Source organism: Eubacterium sp. 14-2, assembly GCF_000403845.2.
In the GTDB taxonomy this organism is placed as follows: Bacteria; Bacillota; Clostridia; order Lachnospirales; family Lachnospiraceae; genus Petralouisia.
The window spans coordinates 609,184-633,356 of record NZ_KE159568.1; the positions used below are offsets into that span (position 1 = coordinate 609,184).

The following is a 24,173-nucleotide window of genomic DNA, read 5'->3' on the forward strand; positions in this document are numbered from 1 at the left end:
TTTTTTTCATATTCATCGGTAATTTTACGGTTCTCTTTTGAAATCCGGCGGGATTCTTTCGCCGAGAGATATCCTTCTGATTTTTTCCTGGCCATCGTTCTTTCCTCCCTTACCGTTTCATTTTCGGGTCAAACGCATCGCGCAGACCGTCACCTACAAAGTTGAAGCCCAGTACGGCAATCAACAGACAGATACCGGCGGGAATCCACACAAACCAATAATGGGTCATAACGTATGCATCGTTGACATCCGTAATAATATTTCCCCAGGAAGCAAAGGGGAATTTTACACCGATTCCCAGGAAAGACAGCGTTGCTTCCATAATGATTGTGGAACCAAGACTCATGGTACAGGTTACAATCAGCTGAGGAATAACGTTTGGAATCAGATGCTTGAAAATACGTCTGCTTACCCGGATTCCGCAGGCTTCTGTGGCAGTCATGAATTCCTGTTCACGCAGGGATAAAATCTGTCCCCTGACCAGACGGGTAATAGCCGGCCATCCCAGAAAACCGAGAATCATCATCAGATAAAACATACGTGTCTGAGGCTCTACTTTCATGGCGTCCATGGCTGAACCCAGAATGATAATCAGAGGCAGGGACGGAATACAGTAGAAAATATCCACAATACGCATAATCAGGTTATCCACCCATTTTCCGAAATATCCGGCAAGTCCGCCCAGAATCACTCCAATCAGTGTTTCAATAAACACAACAATAAATCCGATAATCAGTGACACCCGGCCTCCGTACATCAGACGGGTCAGCATGTCCATACCATTGGTATCTGTTCCCAGCCAGTGTGCTTTGCCCGGTTTGGCATAACTGTCATACACATAGGTCTCTTTTCCCTGGCGCACGGACCAGTTCATGGTTGTGGGGTCATAGGTAACTTCATAGCTGTACTCTGTTCCATCTTCATCCACAAACACAAATTCTTCTTCCTCTGCATTGATAGAGGCTTCCAGCTCTTCCTTGAAGGTACGGCTGATTTCCACTCCGTTCTCTACCGGAGATACCACAAACCGGCTGATATAGCCTCTGACTGTATCTCCTTCCAGAATGTTGCTGTCCTCATCCAGGGTATAAGAAGCGCCGCCTGACTCAAAAGAAGTCTCTCCGTTGGTGCAGGCTTTCAGCGCACTGAATTTCAAATCAAAGGGAATCTCCTCCCCTTCTGCATTTACAATATCTTTAAAGGCAATCGCCAGCATGGTTCCTTCGGATGAAATGGAATAGAAATCCGTTCCCTCCTCAGTCACCTCGTAGGTAACGTCCTTATATTCAAAAGTATTTTCTTTCTTCTGATATGCAAGCTGGAATTTTGCCTGCAGCACACTGTCGAATTTCTGTCCGTCCGCTGCAGTATAACGGAAATCATCGTTGCGCACAACGCCTGCAAATTCCTTCATCTGGCTTTCATAGCGATAAAACTGCTGATCCTGCCCGTAAGGGCTGATCAGTCCGCCAATAAAGGAAAATACAAACATAACCAGCAGCATGATCATGCCCAGAACTGCCAGCCGGTTCCTGAAAAACCGCTTTACCACCAGGGCTCCCGGTGAAAGAACCTTCACACGTCTGTCGTCATTCAGGGAATAGGAAACTTCTTCATTTGCTTCATCTTTTACATTTACTTCATCTCTTTTATCGTCCATTTCAACTACCCCCTTCCCTAAGCAAAACGTACCCGCGGGTCTACCACTGCATACAGAATATCAGAAATCAGGTTGCCCGTCAGGGTCAGAATCGCCATAAAAGTCATGTAGAACATGGAAAATGGAATATCTCCAATCCGCATGGCCTCATAGGAGGTAAATCCGATACCCGGAATGGAAAACAGTGTCTCTGTAATCAGCGCTCCGGAAAACAGGCCGGGCAGAGAGCCTCCTACAATTGTTACCAGGGGAATCAGGGTATTTCGAAATGCATGCTGATAAATAACGGTTTTTTCAGACAGACCTTTGGCTCTGGCAGTCCTGATATAATCCGCATTCAGCACTTCCAGCATATTCGTACGGGTATAACGCATCAGAGAACCGATGGATACAATAACAATAGTGGCAATGGGAAGCACCAGATGATTTGCCTTATCCAGGAACTGGCCCATGGCATCGAGCTGTGCATAATCCCTGCCCACCAGACCGAACAAGTCAAACCAGCCCAGTTTTACAGAGAAAATCAGTTTTAAAATTGTGGCAAAAAAGAACGTGGGCAGTGAAATACCAATCAATGCTCCTGCAGTAATGGCATAATCTGTACGGGAATACTGTTTTGTTGCGGCAATCACACCAAGGGGAATGGCGATGATAAGCTGCAGCAGAAATGCAATTGCTCCCATAATAAAGGAAAGCCAGACTACATCGCCAAATTTCTGAAGTACCGGTACAGTATATTTCCAGCTGTCACCAAAATTTCCGTGAATGGCGTCTCCCAGCCAGGTGAGATAGCCAGGTAAGATGCTTTTATCAAGACCGTAAGATGCATTCAACTGAGCCAGCCATTCCTCATAAGGTTTTGCGCCAGGTTTCATTGCCAGCTGCATGGCCATATTTTCCACATAGGAAGCGGGCAGACAGCGCAGCAATGAGTAAATAATAAAAGTAACGCAAAACAAAATCATCACAGACAAAAGCAGTCTCTTAATGATGTACTTTCGCATACGGTTATCATTCCTCTCTATAGATTGAAAGGAACCGATTCACCATGGGAGCGGTTCCTTTCAGTATGTGTGATTGTATTATTTTATGGAAATGTTTTCGATTTCATTCACCCAGTTCCAATATGGTGTCATATCGCTTGGGAAACTGGAAGTATCCACACGTTCGGTAGAAACTGCGTATGCATCAGAACGCTGATAAATCGGTATTTCCACACCCCAGTCCATAATGATTTCCATAGCTGCCTTGTACAGTCCTTTACGATAAGACTGCTCGGTAGACTGACGTGCATCCATAATCAGAGTATCCAGTTCTTCATCATTAACCTTGTAGTAGTTGGTAGTTCCTTCACTGTGATACAACTGGAACATATCCGGGTCACTGGACGCCTGCCATGCAGCACACCACAGTTCAGATACGCCGGACTGATATGCTGCATACAAATCTGCCGGATTTGAAATATCATTTACAGTTAAAGTAAAGCCTAATTCCGCGAAAGCATCCGCTGCATTTTTCAGAACCAGGAAAGTAGGATGGTCTCCCTGTCCATTTCCACCCACATCTACGGTGTACTCTAATTTTGCACCTTCCGGAGCTGCGGTCAGTTTTCCGTCTGCTACTGTATAGCCTGCTGCTTCAAAGAATTTGAGAGCTGTTTCTTTTGCCACTGCATATTTTTCTTCTGCTTTTGTATCAGCAGTATAAATGGAGTTGCCTTCCGGGTCTACGGAATAAGCTACGGTATATCCGTCGTCTGTTACCTGAGGAGCTGCCCAGGAAGTATTGGAAATCGGATAGTTAATTACGGTAGCAGTATCTCCATAATAAGAATCAATTCCTTCGTCACGGTAAGCAGCAATTAAAGTTGCAATTGCTTTCCGCAGGTTTTTGGAAGCGTCAGAAGCCGGGTCATTTCCAACTTTAACGTTATCTGCAGAAATTCCCACATAACCATATCCGCGGTAGTCAATAAGTTTTGTTGTGATTACGCTTCCTTCAAAAGAATCATCTCCGCCGTTAAGTTCTGCAATCTGATTTGCGGTTTCTGTTGAATAGGAAGGAGTTGCAATATCAAGGTCTCCGGTAGAAAGACCATTTAACATATCTGCTTCTTTTGTTTCTTTTAAGTTCAGGTTCTTTACCTTAGGCTCACCTTTATAATATTTGGGGTTTGCTTCCAGGTAAACAACACCGTCTGCTGAGTCTTTAAATACATAGGGGCCTGCACCCACAGGTGTTGTGGTCTTGTCACGGATAATACTCAGATCTCCTTTCGGGAATCCGAATTTGTGGTTCTCATAATCATACTGTGCTTCGTCTCCATAGTAATGAAGAGGTGCAACCGGATAATTGAACTGATAAATCATGGTAGCATCCAGTTCTGTAGCAGTAACTTTCATGGAATAATCATCAATACGTTCAATTCCCTCAATATAATCTGCAGATTCGCCGGTTTCCACACCTACTGCATAGTTCTCATAGCCTTCCATCAAATCAAACAGACTGGAGCCTGCTGTCTCAGTTTCAGACATGGTAGGAATATCCCATTCATATTTTTCACACAGAGCATTGAACAGATCTGCTGTGGTTGCTCCGTCTGCAAGGCCTTCCACGCCCCATGCTGCTCCTGCTTTGGCAACTTCGCCTTCTGCACATTCTCCTGCTGCCACACAGTAATCTACGATTTCCTGTGCAAATGCTGCTCCTGCTTTATCCAGGCTTTCCCAGAATGCGGTCTGTGTTGCTTCATCCCAGTTTGTAAAATCTGTATTGTCGCGGCCTGCTTTTACCATCAGGTTAAACAGTGTTTCCATACCGCTCCTGTATGCTTCCAGTCCTTTGATCGGAAGAGAATACATAGTAGTGGAACCATCATAGGACGGGTCCATATATACATACAGACTGAAAATCGCATCATCTATGTCAACAGGAGTTCCGTCGGAAAATACCAGGTCGTCACGCATCTTCACTTCGTATGTCACAGTACCGTCTTCATTCTCGGTAACAGTGATATTGGAAGGTCCGGTATAGGTGTACTCTGTTCCGTTGTACTCTCTTGTCTCTCCCTCAATTCCGTTCAGAACCGGGTTAGCCACACGATCCAGATACATGAGCATAAGCTGAGTCATGTCTGCACCAACTGTCATGTCATCCGCATTCTGAGCAAAGAACGGAGAGAATTTGTTTTCAAAACCGGTAACAGACACTACCATGGTTCCGTCTGTTCTGCCTTCTGCAGAACTGTCATCCTCTTCTTTTTTGTCAGTATCAGTGTTTGCATCACTTTCGCTCTTTGTGTCATTTTCGGCAGGTTTGTTTCCGCCATCGTTTTTCTGGCAGGCAGTGAGCATGCTGCCGCACAGAGCCAGTCCTAAAAGCAGGGCCAGCAGTTTCTTGCTTTTTTTCATACAATTTCCTCCTTTTCTTCTGAGTCCTGGCAGACAGGTTTCTATATTATGTATGTAGTTACAACTACATACATAAAGGAGGGTACCCTCCTTTTGCGCGCCTTTGTTCTGCCGTCTTATGCTTTATTTTAACATAGATTTTGACTCAATATGTAAACATTATATATTTCTTCTGATTATTTGTCAATTTGAACCTTATATTTCCAGGATATTTTTATTTAAGTTCAGCCATAGCCTGCCTCCGGGCGAATCATGCTCGCAGGAATGAGCACACGATGCAGGCTATGAGCGGAGCGCCTGTTTCCGGGCGAATCATGCTCGCATGAATGAGCGCACGGTGCAGGCTATGAGCGGAGCTCTTAGGCATTTTTCTCCCACTCCAGTTTCCTGAGCCGCCGGCTCATCTGAAATGAAGCTGTAAATACCCCACACTCCAGCAGGAGAAATGCCGCAAATCCAGCTGTTTTCCCTTCCAGACCATTCCTGACAGCAAAAATCAGTTCTCCGGCCAGAGATACCCCGCTGCAGATACATGCAAATATGGCCCGTCCGGGAATCTGCCCCACACTGGCCTTCCACACATAGGCTCTCACCGGATTGCCTCCTGCACTGAGCCTGCAAAGCCCCCAGCAGACACTGATACCTGCAATCAGATTCACTACATAAGGAAGAATCACATAGGCACAGTTGATGGAACCCGGCGCCTCCACACTTCCTGCCGCTGCCAGAGAACCCATCAGCACAGTACACAGGCCCCAGAGTTTCGCCAGTTCCCGGCGCCTTTCCTGCTCTGTGCCCTGCCAGGCATACAGTTCTCCCCTGTATTCATAGTTTCCTTCCTGATTTTTCTGAAATGATTCCAGATACGCTCTGCGGTTCTTTTTTTTCTCTGTTTTCTTCTCTGCCATATTCCGAATCCTTCCCTGTACTACTGTTGTTTCACTCTCTCCGGAACCGGAAAAGCCCGGAGTTTCCAGACATAAACCCCTGTATATACGGCCATAATCCCGGACACAGCCGGAGCCACACATCCAATCAGCGCAAGATTGCCTGGCATATTCCGGCACATCAGATATATCAGAGGCATACGCAGGGCCAGGGCGCCAAAACAGCAGCTTACCATGGTAAATACCGTAAGCCCCCGTCCATTCAGATATCCATTCATGCAAAATACAAATACCACAAATATGTAATCAAAGCTGCAGGTACGGAAAAATGGAATGCCCGCTTCCATGATAGCCATATCTTTTGAAAAAATGCCAATCATGGTCTTTGGCCATAACTGAGCCCAGAAAAAAAAGGCTGCAGAAAAAGGCAGCGCTGCCGCCATTCCCGTCACAAGCGCCTGCTGCATTCTCCGATATTTTCCCGCACCGTAATTCTGCGCCACCACAGAAGACAGAGCGCTTGCTGCAGAAGTGGCCGGCAGCATTGCAAAAATATCATACTTACTGGCAATCCCCACTGCAGAAGCCGCGGCGACTCCCAGTGCATTGGTCACCGACGTAAGATACAGAAATGACAGGCGCACCATACATTCCTGCAGAGAAATGGGAATGCCCACCCTCAGAAGTTCCCTGACCTTCTCCCTGTATATCCTGAATTCTGACAGACGAAATGAAAAAATAAAGTTTTTTCTGTTCAGATAAACTGCCGCCCATACCATACTGAACCCCTGAGACAGCACTGTTGCCAGGGCAGCGCCTTTCACACCCAGATTCAGATACCGGATGAAAAAAATATCTCCGGCCACATTGCCTGCCCCGGCCACAGCCACAAACAGCAGAGGTTTTCCTGAATCTCCATATCCCCGCAAAACAGCGCTGATCCCATTATAACCGCAGATAAACACTACCCCCGCTCCGCAGACCCGGACATATTCTCCGGCCGAAACGAAAGATTCTTCCGGTGTTTTCAGAAGGGTCAGCACCCAGTCGGCAGATACCAGCATCAGCCCTGTAATCAGAAGCCCTGCTGCAACAAACAGGCAGAGACTGGTACTGATGGTCCTTTTCACTTCCTCCGGCTCTTTGCGTCCCGCGTATTTTCCCACGGTAACGGTGGCTCCCAGAGTCAGCCCGGAAATCATGCAGGTAACAATCTGGGTCACCTGGCTTCCGGTGGAAACCGCCGCAATGGCTTCCGGAGGACAGTACCAGCCGATGATCATCAAATCCACAGCCCCGTACAGAGCCTGTATCAGATTGGCTCCCAGAAAGGGCAGGGAAAAAAACAGCACTGTCCGTATAATATTTCCTTCTGTCAGATCATATTTCTGCTCCATATACTTACCACCGCCCGATTGTCTGCAGGAGATTCAGATGTCAGAATCACTCTTCTGACACCTGAATCCCTGCAGGCATTTATGATTGGTATCCGATACCTGTCCCTTTGCCCTCAGGGCATATTATTACATCTGCCCGGAACAAAGTCAACCGGATTTAAAAATCTGCCTCCTTAATCTGCAGGTTCTTTATTTCCGTGGTCAGTTTCGGTGGGTGCGGGAACTATGGCCAACCAGCGCACCATTTTCCACATCAATTACAATGGTATCTCCCGCTCTTACCTCATCTGCCAGAATCAGTTTCGCTGCAAGAGTCTCCACTGTCTTCTGAAGATAACGCTTCAGGGGCCTTGCGCCATATACCGGATCGTATCCATGCTCCACTGCAAATTCCTGCCCGGCCTGAGTCAGTTCCACAGACACTTCCCTGTCCACCAGACGCCGGTTTAAATCCGCCAGCAGCAGGTGAATAATATTCCCAATATCACTTTTATTCAGCGGTTTAAACAGGATAATTTCATCCAGCCGGTTCAAAAACTCCGGCCTGAAATTGTTCTGAAGTTCATTCATCACTGCTGTTTCACATTCCGGCCTGATTTCCCCGTTCTCTTCAATCCCTTCCAGCAGACAGGAGGAACCAAGGTTGGACGTCATAATTAATATGGTGTTTTTAAAATCCACGGTACGTCCCTGGGAATCGGTGATACGTCCGTCGTCCAGAACCTGAAGCAGTACGTTAAACACATCGGGATGGGCCTTCTCCACCTCGTCAAACAGCACCACGGAATAGGGCTTCCGGCGCACTGCCTCTGTGAGCTGTCCGCCTTCCTCATACCCCACATATCCGGGAGGGGCCCCGATCAGACGGGATACTGAGTATTTCTCCATGTACTCGCTCATATCCAGCCTTACCATGTTGTTCTCGTCATCAAAAAGACTGGCAGCCAGTGCTTTGGCCAGTTCTGTTTTGCCCACGCCGGTGGGCCCAAGGAACAGAAAAGAACCAATGGGTTTGCCGGGATCCTTGATACCTGCTTTGGAACGGATGATAGCCTCTGTCACTTTTGTAACGCCTTCTTCCTGGCCAATCACGCGTTTGTGCAGCTCTTCATCCAGATGAAGGGTCTTGTTCCGCTCGCTTTCCGTGAGCTTTGCCACAGGTATTCCGGTCCACCGGGAAATGATTTTCGCAATTTCCTCTTCGCTGACATTCTCATGCACCAGGCTTAAATCTTTCTTTTTTACCTGCTCTTCTTCCAGCTCAAGCTGTCGTTTCAGCTCCGGCATTTTTCCGTACTGCAGTTCCGCCGCCTTTTCCAGATCATAATTCTGCTGTGCCATGGCAATTTCCTTGTTAAGGGCTTCCAGTTCCTCCCGGAGCTTCTGTACTTTTTCCACAGAGCTTTTTTCATTGTCCCACTGGGCTTTCCGGGACTGAAATTCATTTTTCAGATCTGCCAGCTCTTTCTGCAGAGTTTCCAGGCGGTCTTTGCTGAGCCGGTCTTCTTCCTTTTTCAGGGCGGCTTCCTCAATTTCCATCTGCATCACCCGCCGCTGCAGTTCATCCAGCTCTGTGGGCATGGAATCCAGTTCTGTTTTAATCAGAGCACAGGCCTCGTCCACCAGGTCAATGGCTTTATCCGGCAGGAAACGGTCACTGATATAACGATTGGACAGCGTCGCCGCCGATACCAGGGCAGAATCCGTAATTTTCACACCGTGAAATACCTCGTACCGGTCTTTCAGCCCCCTCAGAATGGAAATGGTATCTTCCACTGTGGGCTCTGCCACCAGTACCGGCTGGAATCTCCGCTCCAGCGCCGCGTCCTTCTCAATATATTCCCGGTATTCATCCAGCGTGGTGGCTCCGATACAGTGAAGCTCACCTCTGGCCAGCATGGGTTTCAGCAGCTGGCCTGCATCCATGGCACCGTCTGTTTTTCCTGCTCCCACAATAGTGTGCAACTCGTCAATAAACAGAATGACCTGACCGTCGCTGCTTTTGATTTCATCCAGTACCGCCTTTAACCGCTCTTCAAATTCACCGCGGTATTTGGCTCCTGCCACCAGCGCACCCATATCCAGCGCAAACAGCCGCTTGTCTTTCAGTCCTTCCGGCACATCGCCCCGGACAATCCGCTGAGCCAGTCCTTCCACCACAGCGGTTTTACCAACGCCGGGCTCTCCTATCAGCACCGGATTGTTTTTGGTCTTCCGGGACAGAATACGCACCACATTCCGAATCTCATTGTCCCGGCCAATGACCGGATCCAGTTTCTGCTCTCTGGCCCGTTCCACCATATCATATCCGTATTTTGCCAGTGTGTCATAGGTAGCTTCCGGATTGTCAGAAACCACTCTCTGATTCCCCCGTACGGTGGCAAGGGCCTGCAGGAACCGTTCTCTGGTAATCCCGTATTCCCGGAACATTTCTTTCAATGCCTGGTTGGGATATTTCAGCAGCGTCAGGAACAGATGCTCCACCGACACATATTCATCTCCCATTTTCCGGGCCTCATCTTCAGCGCTGACCAGCACCTTATTGAGATTCTGCCCCATATATACCTGACCGCCGGATACTTTCACCCGTTTTGCCAGATGATTTTTTGCATTTTCCGTAAAATGCTCCAGATTGATTTCCATTTTCTCAATCAGTTTGGGAATCAGGCCATCCTCCTGCAAAAGCAGAGATACCAGAAAATGCTCCTGTTCAATTTCCTGATTGCCGTATTCGTATGCCAGTTTCTCACAGCCATTGATGGCTTCGATTGATTTCTGCGTAAATTTCTGTATATTCATAAGGGTTCCTCCTTCCCTCACATTACTTCGGCAGGTAAATATCAGACAGACCAGGCAGATAAATGTTACGATATTAACCTCCGGAGTAATAGTATGGATAAACAGCCTTCCTGCCATGCAGGGAAAAGCTGCTTTTCTTTTCTGTTCTATTTCATGTATAACAATATCACTTGTTGTTAGCACTGTCAAGAGGTGAGTGCTAAAATTAATTACAAAGAATATTGAAATAAGTTTTTGCATATGCCATAATGCCAACAGGCAAAAAGAAATCACAACTTCCATATCTGGTTTCATTCTTCATTCAATATTCTGTTTGATTTATGAAACAAAATTCCGGGCAAGCCAATGAGCAACGCCATCTTCCTGGCATAATCTCCAGCCATTGTTCGTTTGTATACATTTCAGTCTGATACACGCAATGAAACATACCCTTATATTTTTCATACAATGGTTTAAGTTTGTGCGGCTTATCAATACAGGTAATATAGAAAAGATTGCCTGATTTTAAGTCAGTAACCGCGTTTACTGTATTAGTACGAATATTTGCTATCAGAATTTCCTCCGTCACATTATCAACCACAAATGCTCCATTATATACAAAATAATCAGCTTATATAACCGGAAACAGGATACTGGTTTAAATCATGGTGCAACCTCTTTCGTGTAATGTACTGTGACCGTCTGATAGGGAATCTCAATACTGTTCTCTCTGAATCCCTCCACCAGGGCAATCCTGATATCACTGCAGGCTTTAAAACTGTCATTCAGATTTCTGGTCCAGATGGTCGTTTTCAGTGTAAGGCCATCCGGCGTATAACCGCTGACAGTAACGCTGCTCTTCTCTGTTTCTATGGTCAGTTCATGTTCCTCACATATTTTTTTCATGACAGCTACGGCTTTTTCAATGTCTGTGTCATAAGATACTGTAATTTCTATAAAGTTTCCCACATTTTCCGTAAAATTAGTATTGATAATCACTGCTGAATCCATAATGGAATTGGGCACAATGCAGCATTCCCCGTTAAACTGCCGGATTACCGTATGACGTATGGTAACATCTGTTACCATACCTTCCGCAAGTACCGTCCCGCCCTGAAGCACCCTTATTTTTTCATTTACATTATAAGGCCTGGATGCTGAGACAGAAATGCCGCTTATGACATTTGCCAGAGCCTGCTGGGCGGCAAAAGTTGCAATGGCCACAATCAGGGTACCGCTCTGGAGCAGAGCTTTACTGATATCCTTCGTGATTTCAAACTGCTGAACCAGACTGTAAATGATCACAACATCAATCATTACATTGAAAATACTTTTTAAAAACCGCAGATGGATGGCATTTGTCTTTTTTGATACGATTCTGTAAATCAGGTTCACCAGCTGATTCAGGGCCAGCCCAACCCCTATAAATAAACCTATTTTCACTAAAAAATGCATACTTTCCTCCCATCATGAATCCTGTCCGATTGCAGCACCCTGGCCCCTGTGGTATAATGTCAGCACGGGCATCGGCTTTTCTATCAGGTTATATTATACCTGTCAGAAGGCCCGTCTTCAATCTTTAATTACATTTTATGGAAGGGTGAATAAAACCATGAAACAAAATATTTTCAAAACAGACTTTTTTTCAGCTGAAAAACGTAAAAACAGGGCAGGAACCGTTCTGTGCTGTTTTCTGCTTATCCTGGGACTTTTTGTGGGAGGATGTTCTGCTCCGGAAAAAAACACAGCCTCCTCTGAACCGTCCGCTCCGGAAGTTTCGGAAGAAACAGACAGTTCTGCCACAGAATCGGAAGATTCTTCACCGGAAAACTCAGATTATGAAACTTCTGCATCAGAAGATTCCAGTTCATCAGAAGAAGACTTTGACTTCAGCCAGACCTTTGATTTAAAAGTGCCTGACCCGGCGGCAGGGGAAAATCCCCGCATTCTGTTTGCAGGCAACAGCCACACTTTTACCAACAATTTACCGGACATGTTCAAAGAAGTGGTCATAGGAATGGGACGCCAGTGTGAAGTACAGGAGCTTTCCGAAGGATATTATACACTGACACAGTTTGCAGACACTTCCGATGAGCTGGGCGCAGCCCTGAATCAGAAACTGACGGATGAAAACTGGGATTTTGTGATTTTGCAGGAAAATACAAACGACGCATTTTCTTATGCGGAAGAAAACATGCTGCCCGCCGCTGCTGCTCTGGATGAAAAAATCCGCGCTGCCGGAGGACAGACCGCACTGCTTATGACCTGGACTCCCAAAGACGGAGCCGGCATTATGAGCCCTGAACTGGTACAGTCTGTTCTGGCAGAGAACACCATGGCAGTTGCCGAAAATCTGAACAGCCTTCTGATTCCAGGAGGAATCGGTTTTATGCGCAGTCTGGAGCAATATCCTCAGATTGAGCTCTGGGCAGAAGACGGTATGCATCCTTCGCCCGCAGGCTCCTATCTGGCAGCATGCACCGCATATGCGGTAATTTTCCAGGAATCTCCTGCAGGCTGCAGCTACACTGCAGATCTGGACAGTGAAACAGCCGCACAGCTTCAGGAACTTGCAGCCGGATTCCTGACAAACTAATCCTGCGGCAGTGTCAGCTGATCATCCCGATAAAATCAGATACCGGTTTCTTTTCCTCTGCTCCCTGGCAGCCTGTACTTTATCGGTAAGAAAATGGAAATTATACAGAAAACCAGAACAAATGCAAAATTTTTACATTTTATCTCTCTGCCATCTTGATTCTTCCAGAAAATGGAAGTAGAATAATAGTTAGCGCTGAGCAGGATTCTGTTTACATATCAGAATTCTGCCAGCCATTACATTATGTCAAGGAGATGAAATTATGTACGAAATGAAACCAGAATACTATACTGGTATCGCAGCTATCGACAAAGAGCACACAAGGCTGTTTGAACTGGCAGAAGAAACGTATCAGTTACTGAACGATGATTTTATCCAGGACAAAACTGACAGCCTGATTCACCTGATTTCCGAGTTGATTAACTATACCAGAACTCACTTTGCTCATGAAGAGGAATACCAGAAAAGCATAAACTACGCAGGATTGAAAGATCACATGAGCCTCCACCGTAAATTTGAAGATAAGCTGATGGAATTCGATCTGGATTCCCTGGGAGATGACTTCAACAGCCAGAATGACACAGTAGAAGAACTTCTGGGATTTCTGACCAACTGGCTGGTTACCCATATCATGCAGGTGGATATGCTCTATGTACCGAAATAATACCATTTGCACGAGCGCGCATATTTGTTTTTATTTTATAGGGAATGCTTTCACACGTTAGTGTAACAGGGTCTTTCCTGTATGATAAAAAAGGATGGCGGTTTCAGAAGATAATCCGCCATCCTTTTTTCGTTTACATTCTGTTACATCTCTTCCGGCATGATGACCGCCGCAATCAGATACACAAAGATCCCGGTTGTGGTACAGCCCAACAGCACAAGCAGCAGGCGGACAATCGTGGGGTCTATGTTAAAATATTCTCCAATACCCCCGCATACACCGCAGATTACTCTGTTTTTTCGTGACTTATATAATCTTTTCGGTTCCATATTCATTCCCTCTTTCTTCATTTAAACAACAGTTTCCTTATAGCTTCCGGAAATCCTTTACAGTTCCTGGAAAGAAACCTCCACATCTCCCACGCCGCATTCAATTTTCATTTTCCTGCCTCCAGGATTCTCAATGCTGCGGCTGGATGAAAGGCCGCTATATTCATTCTCTCCAATTTCCAGTCTTCCTACCCCGCACTCGATATCGTAACTGTAATCTGATTCTTTTCCGGCAGCTTCTACTTCGATGGAGCCCACGCCTCCTTCGATTTCAATTTCCTGCGCCTGGATGAGTTCGGCAGTGAGGGTACCCACACCTCCGTTCAGATTCAGTTTCTCTGCCTCCAGTTCTGCCAGAATGATCTCTCCCGCATCCACACTCACAGACAGCTCTTTTTCCGCTGTGAGTTTTTCTTCTATTTCACACTGCCCTGCCCCTACACTAATACTTATTTTCTCTGCTGTCAATGGCATTTCCGAATAAATACATCCTTTTCCCTGTTTTAAATCAATTTCCTCAAGCTGCCCCTGTTCCATAAGTTTCCTGGGGAGTTCCAGAGTCACCCGGCTGGAATCACTGTTCCGTATACGTCCGCTGCCTTCATTTTCAATTTCCAGGGTATTTCCGCTGTTTATACCGGACTGAACCCGATGTCTGTGGTCTTCCCTGCGGTACTGAACAGTTATTCTGACCTCCCTGTCTTCCCAGGGCGCCTCTGTAATTATCACGCTGCTGTAATCCACATCCAGTTTAATTTTCTTAATATCTTCCCACGGAAAATACGATACCTCCTCATCTGCCGCATCCCAGTCATCTCCTGGGTCAGCCCAGTCATAATCACTGTAATTATAACTGAAAAAGGGGATATGATGGATGGGGCCTATGGAAAACTCTCCTGTCTCCACCTGGTCCCAGAACTCTGAGAAACGGAAACCGATACCCAGTCCCACCGCACACAGCAGACTTCCCAGTATCACCAGAACCAATACAATAATCAACGCTGTCTTTGTAAAATTCTTCATGCTCTTCTCTCCCTTCCGGAAAATATGCTGTTCCACAGGTTTCCAACCAGCCTGCACACCCAGGGTATGACTTTCCTGCACACCCAGACACATAAGATGGTTGCCAGAATTGCCGCTGCCAGCACCAATAATCCTGTTCCCGTCATTGCAAATCCAATTGCCATACTGCCTGTGATAATCTGGCCGATTCCAATACCAACCAGTACCCCGCCTGCAATGTAAAAAGAGCCTGCGATACATACTACGGCTACAGCAAGACCAAAAACAGTTCCGGCAGCCCCTCCTAAAATTCCAATCCATATGGGACTGGTCACAATGGCAATCGCTACAATCAGAAGAATCTCCGTAACGGAACGTCCCCCGTAAGTGGAACGCCCGTCACCGCTGCCTGAAGACCCGGTTCCATAGCCTGATTTTTTGCTGTCTCCAAAATCACAGGTGTTTCCGGTGCGGGTATCATCCTGGAAAGACTGATTTTCGGACTGCTGTTCCTTTGTATTTTTCCGAATATCCACTGGCTGTTTTTTATCAAACCTGTGATCCTCAAATCCCCGCTCCGTATACTCGCCTGTACCGGCTGCTCCATCCATGCCGGTGCCTGCCCGGATGGTAGCGGCAACCTTTTCCGGAGATTCCAGTTCCTTCAGAATCCGTTCTTCATTTTCCACACCTGCATCCTCAAAATAACTTCTGTAAAAAGATAACGCTTCCTTTTTTTCTTCTTCTGCCACATCTTCCAGCAGCTGTTCCAGCTGCCTCATAAATTCATCTCTGCTCATGCCGACTCTCCTCCCGAAAATAACATTGTAATTTTAGAAGAATAATTCACCCACTCTGTCCGGTACAGGTTCAACTGTGCCATTCCTCTGTCTGTAATTTTATAATACCTGCGGTTCCTGCCGCCGCATTCCACGTCATAGACCTCCAGACAGTCATCTTTCTGCAGGCGCCGCAGCACCGGATACAGAGTAGACTCCGATACTTCTATGGCCTGTCGTACATCCTGGGTGATCTTATAACCATATGTGCCTTCCTCTTCTTTGCATACAACTGCAAGAACAATCGCATCCAGAAGGGCTGCACCTGTATTAAATACCATGCCATCACTCCTTACTGTTTTTCAATATTACACCCTCCAAATATCCCCTTGCAGCCACCGGGCTGTCTCATAGGATATTATTTACAGTACATTACTATTTCTTGCGCATTACTATTTTATATTCAATACTATATATCATATAATATTATTTGTCAACAATTATTTATAAAAAAATACGGTCCAGGATCGCTCTGCAAAAATTTCATTCCTGCTGCAGTGCGATAAGAGCTTTCCTATAGAAGAACAAAGCGGACAGGTCCGCAGGGGCTCCCTGAATCCCTCACTCATGAGGGACCTGGACGGTTTGCTGCGCCGAGTGCGGTCGCTTTGGCGACATCTTCTATTCGCACGAGCGCGCATATTATTTTTCTTCTATAGGAAGACACTTTCGCGCGTTAGCGTGACAGGGTCTTTCCTATAGAAGAACAGACAGGCCTGACACTCTGCACAGAGCATCAGGCCTGTCTGATTAATTTTCCCATAAGGGCTGATTCCGCATTTTCCCGTCACCAAAACCTGACTGTGTACCGAATGGCCTCTGTCATGCCAGCTGCAGCACAACAGAAACTTCCATCCATACTTCTCCTTCCACTTCCCGGATTCCGGCAGTAATTTCCCCTTCCATCAAATGCATAAGCTGGCGGCAGATATACAGCCCAAGGCCGCTTCCGGGATTCTTTTCCACATTGCTGCCCCGGAAAAAACTGTCAAACACATGGGGCAAATCCTTCCGGGAAAGTCCGCAGCCGGTATTTTGGATAAGGATCACATATTCTTCTTCCTCCCTGCCGGAAGAAATCTCTATTTTCCTTCCGTCCCCATACTTTATGGCATTTTCCACCACATTCTGAACCACCTCCACCAGACGGTCCAAATCACCCCTGACCAGACAGTCCGGGCAGGAACCCCAGATAAATTCCACCTGATTTAAAGCCATTTTTTCCTGATAATAAGCCCGAATCTGCTTCAGGGCAGCACCTGTATAAAACTCACTGTTTTCTACCTGAAACTCCAGGAAATCCTCGTTGGATGCTTTCACAATCTCACTGATATAAGACTCGATTTCCTCTGCTTTTTCTCTGATATTTCCGGCAATCTCCTGCTTTTTACTTTCTTCCTGATACAGGTTGCGGCATAAAGCCTGGGCGTACAGATGGATAGCGCTCAGCGGCGTTTTAATGTCATGAGACAAAGACAAAAGCAGAAGTTTTTTCTCTTTCTGCAGCTTTAGCTCCCGTCTTTTGTTTTCCTCCAGATTTTCCCGCAGCACATCCAGACCCCAGATAAATTTTCCAAAAAACCGGTTTTTATTTTCTTTCAGCGGAATCGTCAGATTTCCTTTGGACAGCTCGCCGGGCAGCTGGGAAAGCTGAAAAAAGGGCAGCAGTATTTTCTGCCTGACATAGAAAAGGACCGCCCAGGCCAGAAGGAAAAAACAGCCTGCCGCCCCGTTGACCAGAAAAATAATCGGGCCTCTGGAAGATTTTCCAAAGAGATAGTATATCTTATAGCAGGCATACTCCGTAACAGTCACTGTATAGGGAATATCCTCATTTCCCCGGAAATCCTCCGCACTGACGCCATGTTCCAAAACCTGCAGTTTTATAATGGCAGGATACGTTTCTTCTGCTGCAAACTCATTCAACTCTTCCAGGCTGTCCGGCGCCCGTCCTTTTTCCCGTTCAAATTCTCCCAGGGCCTGTTCCACTCTGTTCAGAGAAATCCGGTATTCTCTGCTGTCTCCGGAAAACTCCCAATGGAAAAGTACCCAGTTAATCAGGAAGAAAACTGCAAGGCTGCCCAAAAAAGCAGCCAGCAGCAACTGATTCATCTTTCTCATACTCTGTTCCTTCACTCAAATCGGTAGCCCACGCCCCAGACTGTCAGAATCCGCTCCGGCTTTTTCGGATTTTTTTCCAGTTTCTCCCGCAGCCAGCGGATATGTACCGTCAGGGTCTGAGGCTCGCTTTCACTGTCAAAGCCCCATATTTTACAGAACAGCTCTTCTTTGGAGACAGCTTTTCCTTTATTCTCCATAAGATACAGCAACAGGTCAAATTCTCTGGCCGTTACGGGAATCTCCTGGTTCTTAAGGTAAATATGCCTTCCTCGCTTATCCAGCCGCAGGCTGCCGTCCACAATTTCATCGGAAGAATATCTTCTCTGAAAAATCCCGTTTACTTTTGCCAGCAGAATGTCAATATCATAGGGTTTCTCAATATAGTCGTCTGCTCCCTGCAGAAGTCCGTTCAGTTTATCTTCTTTTCCTCCTCTGGCGCTTACAATAATAATGGGCGTGTTGGCTTTCCGGCGGATTCTGCTGCACACGCCAAATCCGTCCATGCCCGGCAGCATAAGATCCAGTATCACCAGCTTCGCCCCTTCCGATTCATAAATTTCCAGGCTCTCCTCCCCGGATTCCGCCAGATAAACGTCATATCCCTCTGCCCTCAGAAAATCTGACAGCAGCGTGCCCAGTTCCTCATTGTCTTCCACCACTATAATATCTGCCATTTTACCACCTGCCTGTTTCGTCTCTGTTATCTCCAGAACTGCTTCTGTTCTGCCTCTTTTCTCGCCGGAAGCCTCTACCAGCCCATTTCTGTCAGCCAGTTGTTCAACTTCCGCTCCCGGAATTTTTCCTGACTGTCACGGTCCCCAAGATCAAGTTCCCCTTTGATGTTCCCATCTACAATATACAACACTCTGCTGCATTTTGCAGCTACTTTCATATCATGGGTTACCAGCATAATGGTGGTTCCCTCCTGATTCAGCTTATTCAGCTCCTTCATCACATCCTCTGATGTGCTGCGGTTCAGAGCTCCTGTGGGCTCATCTGCAAACAGAATCTGAGGCTGGTTAATCAGGCTTCGGCAGATACACGCCCGCTGCAGCTGCCCGCCGGACACCTCGGTGATATCATGCTGTGCAATATCGCTGATTCCCAGTTTCCGCATAAGTCCCAGGCAGTATTCGTTAATTTCCTGCCGGGTGCGGCTTTTATCCCCCGCCTGATAAGCGGGAAGCAGAATGTTGTCCATAACAGAAAGATTTTTCAGCATATACATCTGCTGGAAAATAAATCCCATGCTGGTAAGACGTACCTGCGCCAGCTCTTTTTCACTTAAATCTGTGATCTGTTTTCCGCCCAGCAGCACTTTTCCGGCAGTGGGCCGGTCCATGCCGGACACACTGTACAAAAGGGTGGATTTGCCGGAACCGGAGGGGCCCATAACTGCTACCATCTCTCCTTCTGCAATGGTAAAGTTCACATTTTTCAGTACATTGTTCTGTCTTTTATTTGTTATAAAAGTCTTACACAAATCTTTTACACACAACGCTTCTTTCATTCTTATTTCTCCTGTTCTACTCAATATTATTCATTTCCTGTACCGATACTCTTCTGATCTGTCCCATGGCAGCCATACATGCCAGTACGGTAACCACAAATAATACCATTGGATACAGTACATAGATTTCCAGCGGATTTATCACAAATTCAATTTTTTCCGCCCCCATCATCTGAAACACCCTGCCGGAAGTAATTTCGGAAAAAGGCGTTCCGCTCAGCGTACCCACCACAATCCCGGAAAACAATACCAGCATAATACGCCTGGTCTGCCATCCAGTCAGGGAACTGCTGGAAAATCCAATGGCCTTCAGCATACCGATTTCGCCCCGTTCCCGAATCAGGAACATCTTCTGCATCAGCACTGCCACAAGGATATTGATTGCCAGTACCACCGTCAAAACCATAATTTTCAGGGGGCCGATTTTTCCCGCAATATCCCCAATCATACTGTTGATGAATTCCTTTGGGGTTTTAACCTTTGCTTCCGGAAATAATTTTTCCGCCCGTTCTGTCACTTCGGCAAGCTCTTCTTCCTCCGGTTCCTTTTCCAGAACAATCTGAGCACCGAATCCTCCCATGGCTTCTGAGTAATCCAGTTTGGCCGCTTCTGTAAACCGAATTCCCTCTCCCATATTGTTCATAGACTGATAAAGAGCTGTAACTATATAAGATTTTTCCTGATTTCCGTTGGTAATACACACAGTATCCCCCAGTCCGGCTCCGATTGCTTCTGAGATCCTGTGGGTAATGGCCACTTCATTTTCATACAGAGGCGGCTCCCCTTCATCGTAGAAATACTGGTCTGTGGAAGTGCCAAGCCCCTGAATGGCAAAGGATTTGTAAGACCGTTCTCCTTTTCGAATCCGCATATCAAAATAAACTTCCGTACAGGATTTTTTTACCGGAATTCCGTCTTTTTCCAGTCTTTCTTCCACCTCTTCCAGATATCTGTACCAGGATTCTTTCTTCCCTTCCTGCAGCAGTTCCGCCGCTTTTTCCTCATTCACCAGATAAAAATCACACTCTGAAAGTGCAAACCAGGCGGCAATGCCATCGGAATTCAGCGTATTGATGGTGTTCACGGGCATAACCACCAGCCAGACGCCAATCATACTGGTCAGAAAAAGCACCATGTATTTTCTCATTTCACTTAAAACATCATTGCAGGCCAGAAAAGTAGTGACTTTTACATGGGATTTCTTCAGCCGAAACATGCCCTTTTTCTTAAATCGTTCTCCGTTATTCCCACTGCGGATAGCGTCCATGGGACTGAATTTTCTGATTTTCCCTGTACTGCGATAGCCGCACAGCACAACCACTGCCACAATCAGGACGCTGATCAGAAACTGAAACAGAATGCTGCTGCCTCCTTCTTCTATCACAATTTTGTCCGTTACCTGCTGCAGCAGCAGCTGGCTGAAGGGAATACTGGCTGCGAATCCGCACAGGGCGCCTGCCGCTGCCAGTACAAAATATTTCGCCATATACAGCCTTCGGATGGAAACATCCCGAATTCCAATGGCTTTCATAATACCGATTTCTTTATAATCTTCGTTTACAGTAAATACAATGGTAAATCGCAGCATGATTACGGAAATGGCAATCAGGCAGAAGCTGACCAGCAAGATTACTGCCGCTATCACCAGTTCCATTACATAGGTGGTTTCCACCAGTTCCCGGTCTGCTCCAAACATCTCATAGAATTCACATCTGTTATATTCTTCCTGAAAGGCTCCGATATCCTTACAGTTTAAAGAATACAGCCTGCCATAAGGAAGCCCGCTCTCTTCGAGCAGTTCCTGGAAATCCCCTCTGCTTATGATACACCGCTCCATTCCCATCATTTCAGAGCCCATGAATGCGTCTTTCAGTACCCCGGCTACCTGAAATTCTTTCTCAAAACCGTTGTCAGAGCTGACCGTCACCATGTCTCCGTTTTTCAGCTTATTCTCCGCTGCCATTCTCTGTCCCAGGTAAATGGTCCCCTCCTCCATCCGGGTAATTTCCCGGTTTTCTCTGTCAAAAAATTTCTGCTGGCTGATTTCAGAGTGATTTAACATAACGGGACTGCTCAGGGTAATTTTTTTACCGTTTTTCCCCTTTAACTGGCTTTCTGAGAGAAACAGGTTATCATCAATGGTAAAGTTCTTCACCTGCTCCTGGTTTTCCAGAAACTGCTCAATGGTTCTGTCGTTCTCTGACAGCTCCCCCGGACTGCCTCCCATGGTCACAATCAGAAAATCCCCTATTTCCGACTGTTCCATAAAGTGTTCCACCCCGTTCATAATTACGGTAAAATTATTCAGGCTGCCCGCAATAAACATGGCAGATAAGAAAATGAACACCAGCAAAATCAGGTTGATGGATTTCTTGCGTTTTAAATCTTTTCTTAATATTCTGAAATTCATATGCTGCTCCTTTCCTGTCTTTCTGCCCATATTGTAAAACAGGAAATATTAATAAATCCTTAAATGGTCCGGAACAAAGCGGACAGGGTCTTTCCTGTAAGAGAACAAAGAATCCTGCTTTGCAGGATTTTCCGCCTGCGGCGGGTCGCTTTAGCGGCATATTTCTTTTCCGCCGCAGTGCGATAATTGTTTTCTCTTATAGGAAATCCAACGGAATTTCCTATAAGAGAAAAAAGAGAGCGGAATCTGCCACCGCTCTCTTTTACTGAATTTCTGAACCGGAAGGCCCGTGTACCTGCCTTCCTGATCTATTCTATATTTCTCCGCACATTTCGTCTGATTCCAAAAACTTCTCAACATAGGCCAGCAGTCGGTCACAGGTCTCCTTTTCTCTTTTCATTTTCTTAATGGAGCATTCCCACACCACAAGACATTTTATCTCCCGCTCCTTCAGTTCCTCCTGAACCACGCAATCCCTTTTCTGATTTGTATCGAATTTTTTCTGCCAGAATTCCACTCTGGATTTGGGCATATAGGTGTATTTGCATCCCGGATGGCGATGCCAGAAACAGCCATGAACAAAAATTGCCGTATTATACTTTTTCAGATAAATATCCGGATGTCCCGGCACTGTCTTCGCATTCAGGCTATAGCGGTATCCCTGTGCAAACAGCAGCTTTCTGAAATATACTTCCGGTTTTGTATCCCTGGAACGGATTGCAGACATATTTTTACTTCGTTCTTCCGGACTTTTAATATCCATTCTGCATTTCCTCCCGTTCTTTTACATATTCCGCAAAAGGTTTATGATAATCCTTTATTTTCTCCACCATCAGTTCCGCCACATTCTCGATCAAAGGCACCACCACAGAATTTCCAAACTGTTTATAAGCCTGGGTATCTGATACCGGAATTTTAAAAGTGTCCGGAAATCCCTGCAGCCTTGCACATTCTCTTGGCGTCAGCCTTCTGGGATTCTTCCCTTCCTGGGCAATCAGAATTTCCGAACCGTCTTTATAATATCTTGCACTGATGGTCCTGGATATTCCATCAGGAGCAGCGATTCCATACCCGAACCCGTTCCCCGCCGCCTTATGTTTTGCCGCATAATTCTGAAGATACAGCCAGAGCTTATCTGAAAGGGTATATTTCCCGTCCACATCCCGGTCCAGAATGTCTTTCATTACAGGCCTGGGAGTTTTGGGCGTCAGTTTAAATTCAAATACAATGTCTTTCCCATATCTTCTCCGGTCAAATCCCACCAGCAAAATTCTCTCTCTGTGCTGAGGCACATAATTCTGTCCGTCCAGAACCTCATAAAATACTTCATAATCCAGTTCATTCAGAGATTCCCTGATTACCTGAAAAGTACGTCCTTTGTCATGGCTGCAGAGATTCTTTACATTTTCCAGCAAAAATGCCTTCGGACGCTTTTTTTTCAAAATTCTGCATACATCGAAAAACAATGTACCCTGTGTTTTGTCTTCAAATCCCGTAGCCCTCCCCAGACTGTTCTTTTTGGACACTCCGGCAATGGAAAAAGGCTGACAGGGAAACCCTGCCACAAGTATATCATGTTCCGGAATATCAGAGGCAGCCACCTGAGTAATATCTCCCTCCGGCTGTTCTCCAAAATTTGCAAAATACGTCTGCTGGCTGTATTTGTTCCATTCACTGGAATATACGCATTGTCCCCCTGCCCGTTCAAACCCGATCCGCATCCCGCCAATCCCTGCAAACAAATCAATAAAGGTAAACTGCCCTTCCTGTTTTGTTTTCTTATTTTTCTTTCTGGCACTGATATAATAAATGACCGCTTCTCTTACACAGTCCTGCAATGTCTGTCCCGCCATATCAGAGCAGTCCATCAGTTCATGATATAATTCATCTTCCATTCTCAAATGAACCTGTTTCATGGAGTCCTCTTTCCGGGAATATTTTTATCCCTGATTTTTCCCATATTATACAACTACAAAAAGAAAAAAGCAAGAGAATCGAACATATTTTCTCCTGCTTTCCCATTTTCCAGCTGCTGCCTGTTCCAGAGCAGCAGGACTTCTCAACATTTTTTCAGTACCTGCTCCACAAACATCCTGGCCTGTCTTAAATCTTCTTCATTGGGATGAAACAGGCCTTCATCAAAATTCCGAAGCATTTTCTTTCTCCAGAGTTCCCGCTCCGGATCCTCCATGGGAATCTCATAATTTTCCCGCACCTGCATGGGCATTTTCCCCTGGCAGAGAAAGGTTCCAAGATATTCACAGTCGTCGGGAATCCATACGTTTACTTTCTGCTCTATGGACCTGAAATAGGCTGCCTCCCTGCCCATACCGCAGGTGCCGAACAGCGCCACTTTCTTCCCGTGAAGCTCAGACAGCATATCAATCACGGAGATATCACAGGTTCCCCGGTTCACCCAGAATCCGATAAAAAATATCTCCGCATCCTTTCCTCTGTATTCTTCCATACTCTGCATGTCTTTGGACATCCCCGGAAGTGCACTGAAAATTTCCGTGGCTATTTTTTTCGTATTGCCGGTCTTACTGGAATAAACCACCATATAATCCATG

General features: G+C 46.1%; 21 protein-coding genes. 2 read left to right on the plus strand and 19 right to left on the minus strand.

The annotated features are described in order from the left end of the window. Positions 1–109 precede the first annotated feature (109 nt). The 8 genes from C805_RS19850 to C805_RS19885 all read right to left on the minus strand — a co-directional run bounded on the left by C805_RS19850 (position 110) and on the right by C805_RS19885 (position 11,587). Entirely contained in the window at positions 110–1,660 is a 1,551-nt protein-coding gene (locus C805_RS19850) for an ABC transporter permease (protein ID WP_016215778.1), read from the minus strand. A gap of 17 nt (positions 1,661–1,677) precedes the next feature. Beyond that, positions 1,678–2,664, minus strand: coding sequence for an ABC transporter permease (locus C805_RS19855; protein ID WP_016215779.1), 987 nt, complete (start codon positions 2,662–2,664; stop codon positions 1,678–1,680). Between the two features lie 78 nt (positions 2,665–2,742). After that, the gene (locus C805_RS19860) at positions 2,743–5,070 is read right to left on the minus strand and encodes an ABC transporter substrate-binding protein (RefSeq protein ID WP_016215780.1); all 2,328 of its coding nucleotides are present in this window, start codon (positions 5,068–5,070) and stop codon (positions 2,743–2,745) included. 359 nt (positions 5,071–5,429) lie between these two features. Next, positions 5,430–5,978, minus strand: a complete 549-nt coding sequence (locus C805_RS19865) for a hypothetical protein (protein ID WP_016215781.1) — start codon at positions 5,976–5,978, stop codon at positions 5,430–5,432. 20 nt (positions 5,979–5,998) lie between these two features. After that, a complete protein-coding gene (locus C805_RS19870) occupies positions 5,999–7,354 on the minus strand; it encodes an MATE family efflux transporter (RefSeq protein ID WP_016215782.1) in 1,356 nt (451 codons plus the stop codon). A 201-nt stretch (positions 7,355–7,555) separates the two neighbouring features. Continuing rightward, positions 7,556–10,153 (minus strand): ATP-dependent chaperone ClpB, encoded by a 2,598-nt coding sequence (gene clpB, locus C805_RS19875; protein ID WP_031201534.1) that lies wholly within the window; start codon positions 10,151–10,153, stop codon positions 7,556–7,558. A 301-nt stretch (positions 10,154–10,454) separates the two neighbouring features. Continuing rightward, positions 10,455–10,733 (minus strand): hypothetical protein, encoded by a 279-nt coding sequence (locus tag C805_RS26810; protein WP_016215784.1) that lies wholly within the window; start codon positions 10,731–10,733, stop codon positions 10,455–10,457. A gap of 62 nt (positions 10,734–10,795) precedes the next feature. Next, positions 10,796–11,587: a mechanosensitive ion channel family protein gene (locus C805_RS19885; RefSeq protein ID WP_016215785.1), complete on the minus strand. Its 792-nt coding sequence runs from the start codon at positions 11,585–11,587 to the stop codon at positions 10,796–10,798. Between the two features lie 157 nt (positions 11,588–11,744). On the opposite strand from C805_RS19885, the gene C805_RS19890 reads away from it, so the two are divergent. Together C805_RS19890 and C805_RS19895 are read left to right on the plus strand one after the other, a co-directional pair. After that, a complete protein-coding gene (locus C805_RS19890; protein ID WP_016215786.1) occupies positions 11,745–12,728 on the plus strand; it encodes an SGNH/GDSL hydrolase family protein in 984 nt (327 codons plus the stop codon). A gap of 262 nt (positions 12,729–12,990) precedes the next feature. Continuing rightward, positions 12,991–13,392, plus strand: a complete 402-nt coding sequence (locus C805_RS19895) for a bacteriohemerythrin (RefSeq protein ID WP_016215787.1) — start codon at positions 12,991–12,993, stop codon at positions 13,390–13,392. A gap of 143 nt (positions 13,393–13,535) precedes the next feature. Here the strand turns inward: C805_RS19895 and C805_RS19900 are convergent, their stop codons facing one another. The 11 genes from C805_RS19900 to bilS all read right to left on the minus strand — a co-directional run bounded on the left by C805_RS19900 (position 13,536) and on the right by bilS (position 24,172). Beyond that, the gene (locus C805_RS19900) at positions 13,536–13,721 is read right to left on the minus strand and encodes a PspC domain-containing protein (protein WP_016215788.1); all 186 of its coding nucleotides are present in this window, start codon (positions 13,719–13,721) and stop codon (positions 13,536–13,538) included. A 57-nt stretch (positions 13,722–13,778) separates the two neighbouring features. Next, entirely contained in the window at positions 13,779–14,744 is a 966-nt protein-coding gene (locus C805_RS19905) for a DUF4097 family beta strand repeat-containing protein (RefSeq protein WP_016215789.1), read from the minus strand. Then, positions 14,741–15,523, minus strand: a complete 783-nt coding sequence (locus tag C805_RS19910; RefSeq protein WP_016215790.1) for a DUF1700 domain-containing protein — start codon at positions 15,521–15,523, stop codon at positions 14,741–14,743. The genes C805_RS19905 and C805_RS19910 overlap by 4 nt, the downstream gene beginning before the upstream one ends. Continuing rightward, positions 15,520–15,843 (minus strand): PadR family transcriptional regulator, encoded by a 324-nt coding sequence (locus C805_RS19915; RefSeq protein ID WP_016215791.1) that lies wholly within the window; start codon positions 15,841–15,843, stop codon positions 15,520–15,522. Before C805_RS19915 ends, C805_RS19910 begins: the two co-directional genes overlap by 4 nt. A 541-nt stretch (positions 15,844–16,384) precedes the next feature. Beyond that, a complete protein-coding gene (locus C805_RS0106225) occupies positions 16,385–17,683 on the minus strand; it encodes a sensor histidine kinase (RefSeq protein WP_016215792.1) in 1,299 nt (432 codons plus the stop codon). Positions 17,684–17,694: 11 nt separating this feature from the next. Beyond that, positions 17,695–18,357 (minus strand): response regulator transcription factor, encoded by a 663-nt coding sequence (locus tag C805_RS19920; protein WP_016215793.1) that lies wholly within the window; start codon positions 18,355–18,357, stop codon positions 17,695–17,697. Positions 18,358–18,431: 74 nt separating this feature from the next. Continuing rightward, entirely contained in the window at positions 18,432–19,193 is a 762-nt protein-coding gene (locus tag C805_RS19925; protein ID WP_016215794.1) for an ABC transporter ATP-binding protein, read from the minus strand. Between the two features lie 16 nt (positions 19,194–19,209). After that, positions 19,210–21,603, minus strand: coding sequence for an ABC transporter permease (locus C805_RS19930; protein ID WP_016215795.1), 2,394 nt, complete (start codon positions 21,601–21,603; stop codon positions 19,210–19,212). Positions 21,604–21,916: 313 nt separating this feature from the next. Further along, positions 21,917–22,366 carry a very short patch repair endonuclease gene (locus tag C805_RS19935; protein WP_016215796.1) on the minus strand — a complete coding sequence of 150 codons (450 nt, stop codon included), beginning with the start codon at positions 22,364–22,366 and terminating at the stop codon, positions 21,917–21,919. Next, positions 22,356–23,519, minus strand: coding sequence for a DNA (cytosine-5-)-methyltransferase (dcm, locus tag C805_RS19940; protein WP_016215797.1), 1,164 nt, complete (start codon positions 23,517–23,519; stop codon positions 22,356–22,358). Before dcm ends, C805_RS19935 begins: the two co-directional genes overlap by 11 nt. A gap of 143 nt (positions 23,520–23,662) precedes the next feature. Beyond that, entirely contained in the window at positions 23,663–24,172 is a 510-nt protein-coding gene (gene bilS / locus C805_RS19945) for a flavodoxin family protein BilS (RefSeq protein ID WP_016215798.1), read from the minus strand. Position 24,173: the final 1 nt, after the last annotated feature.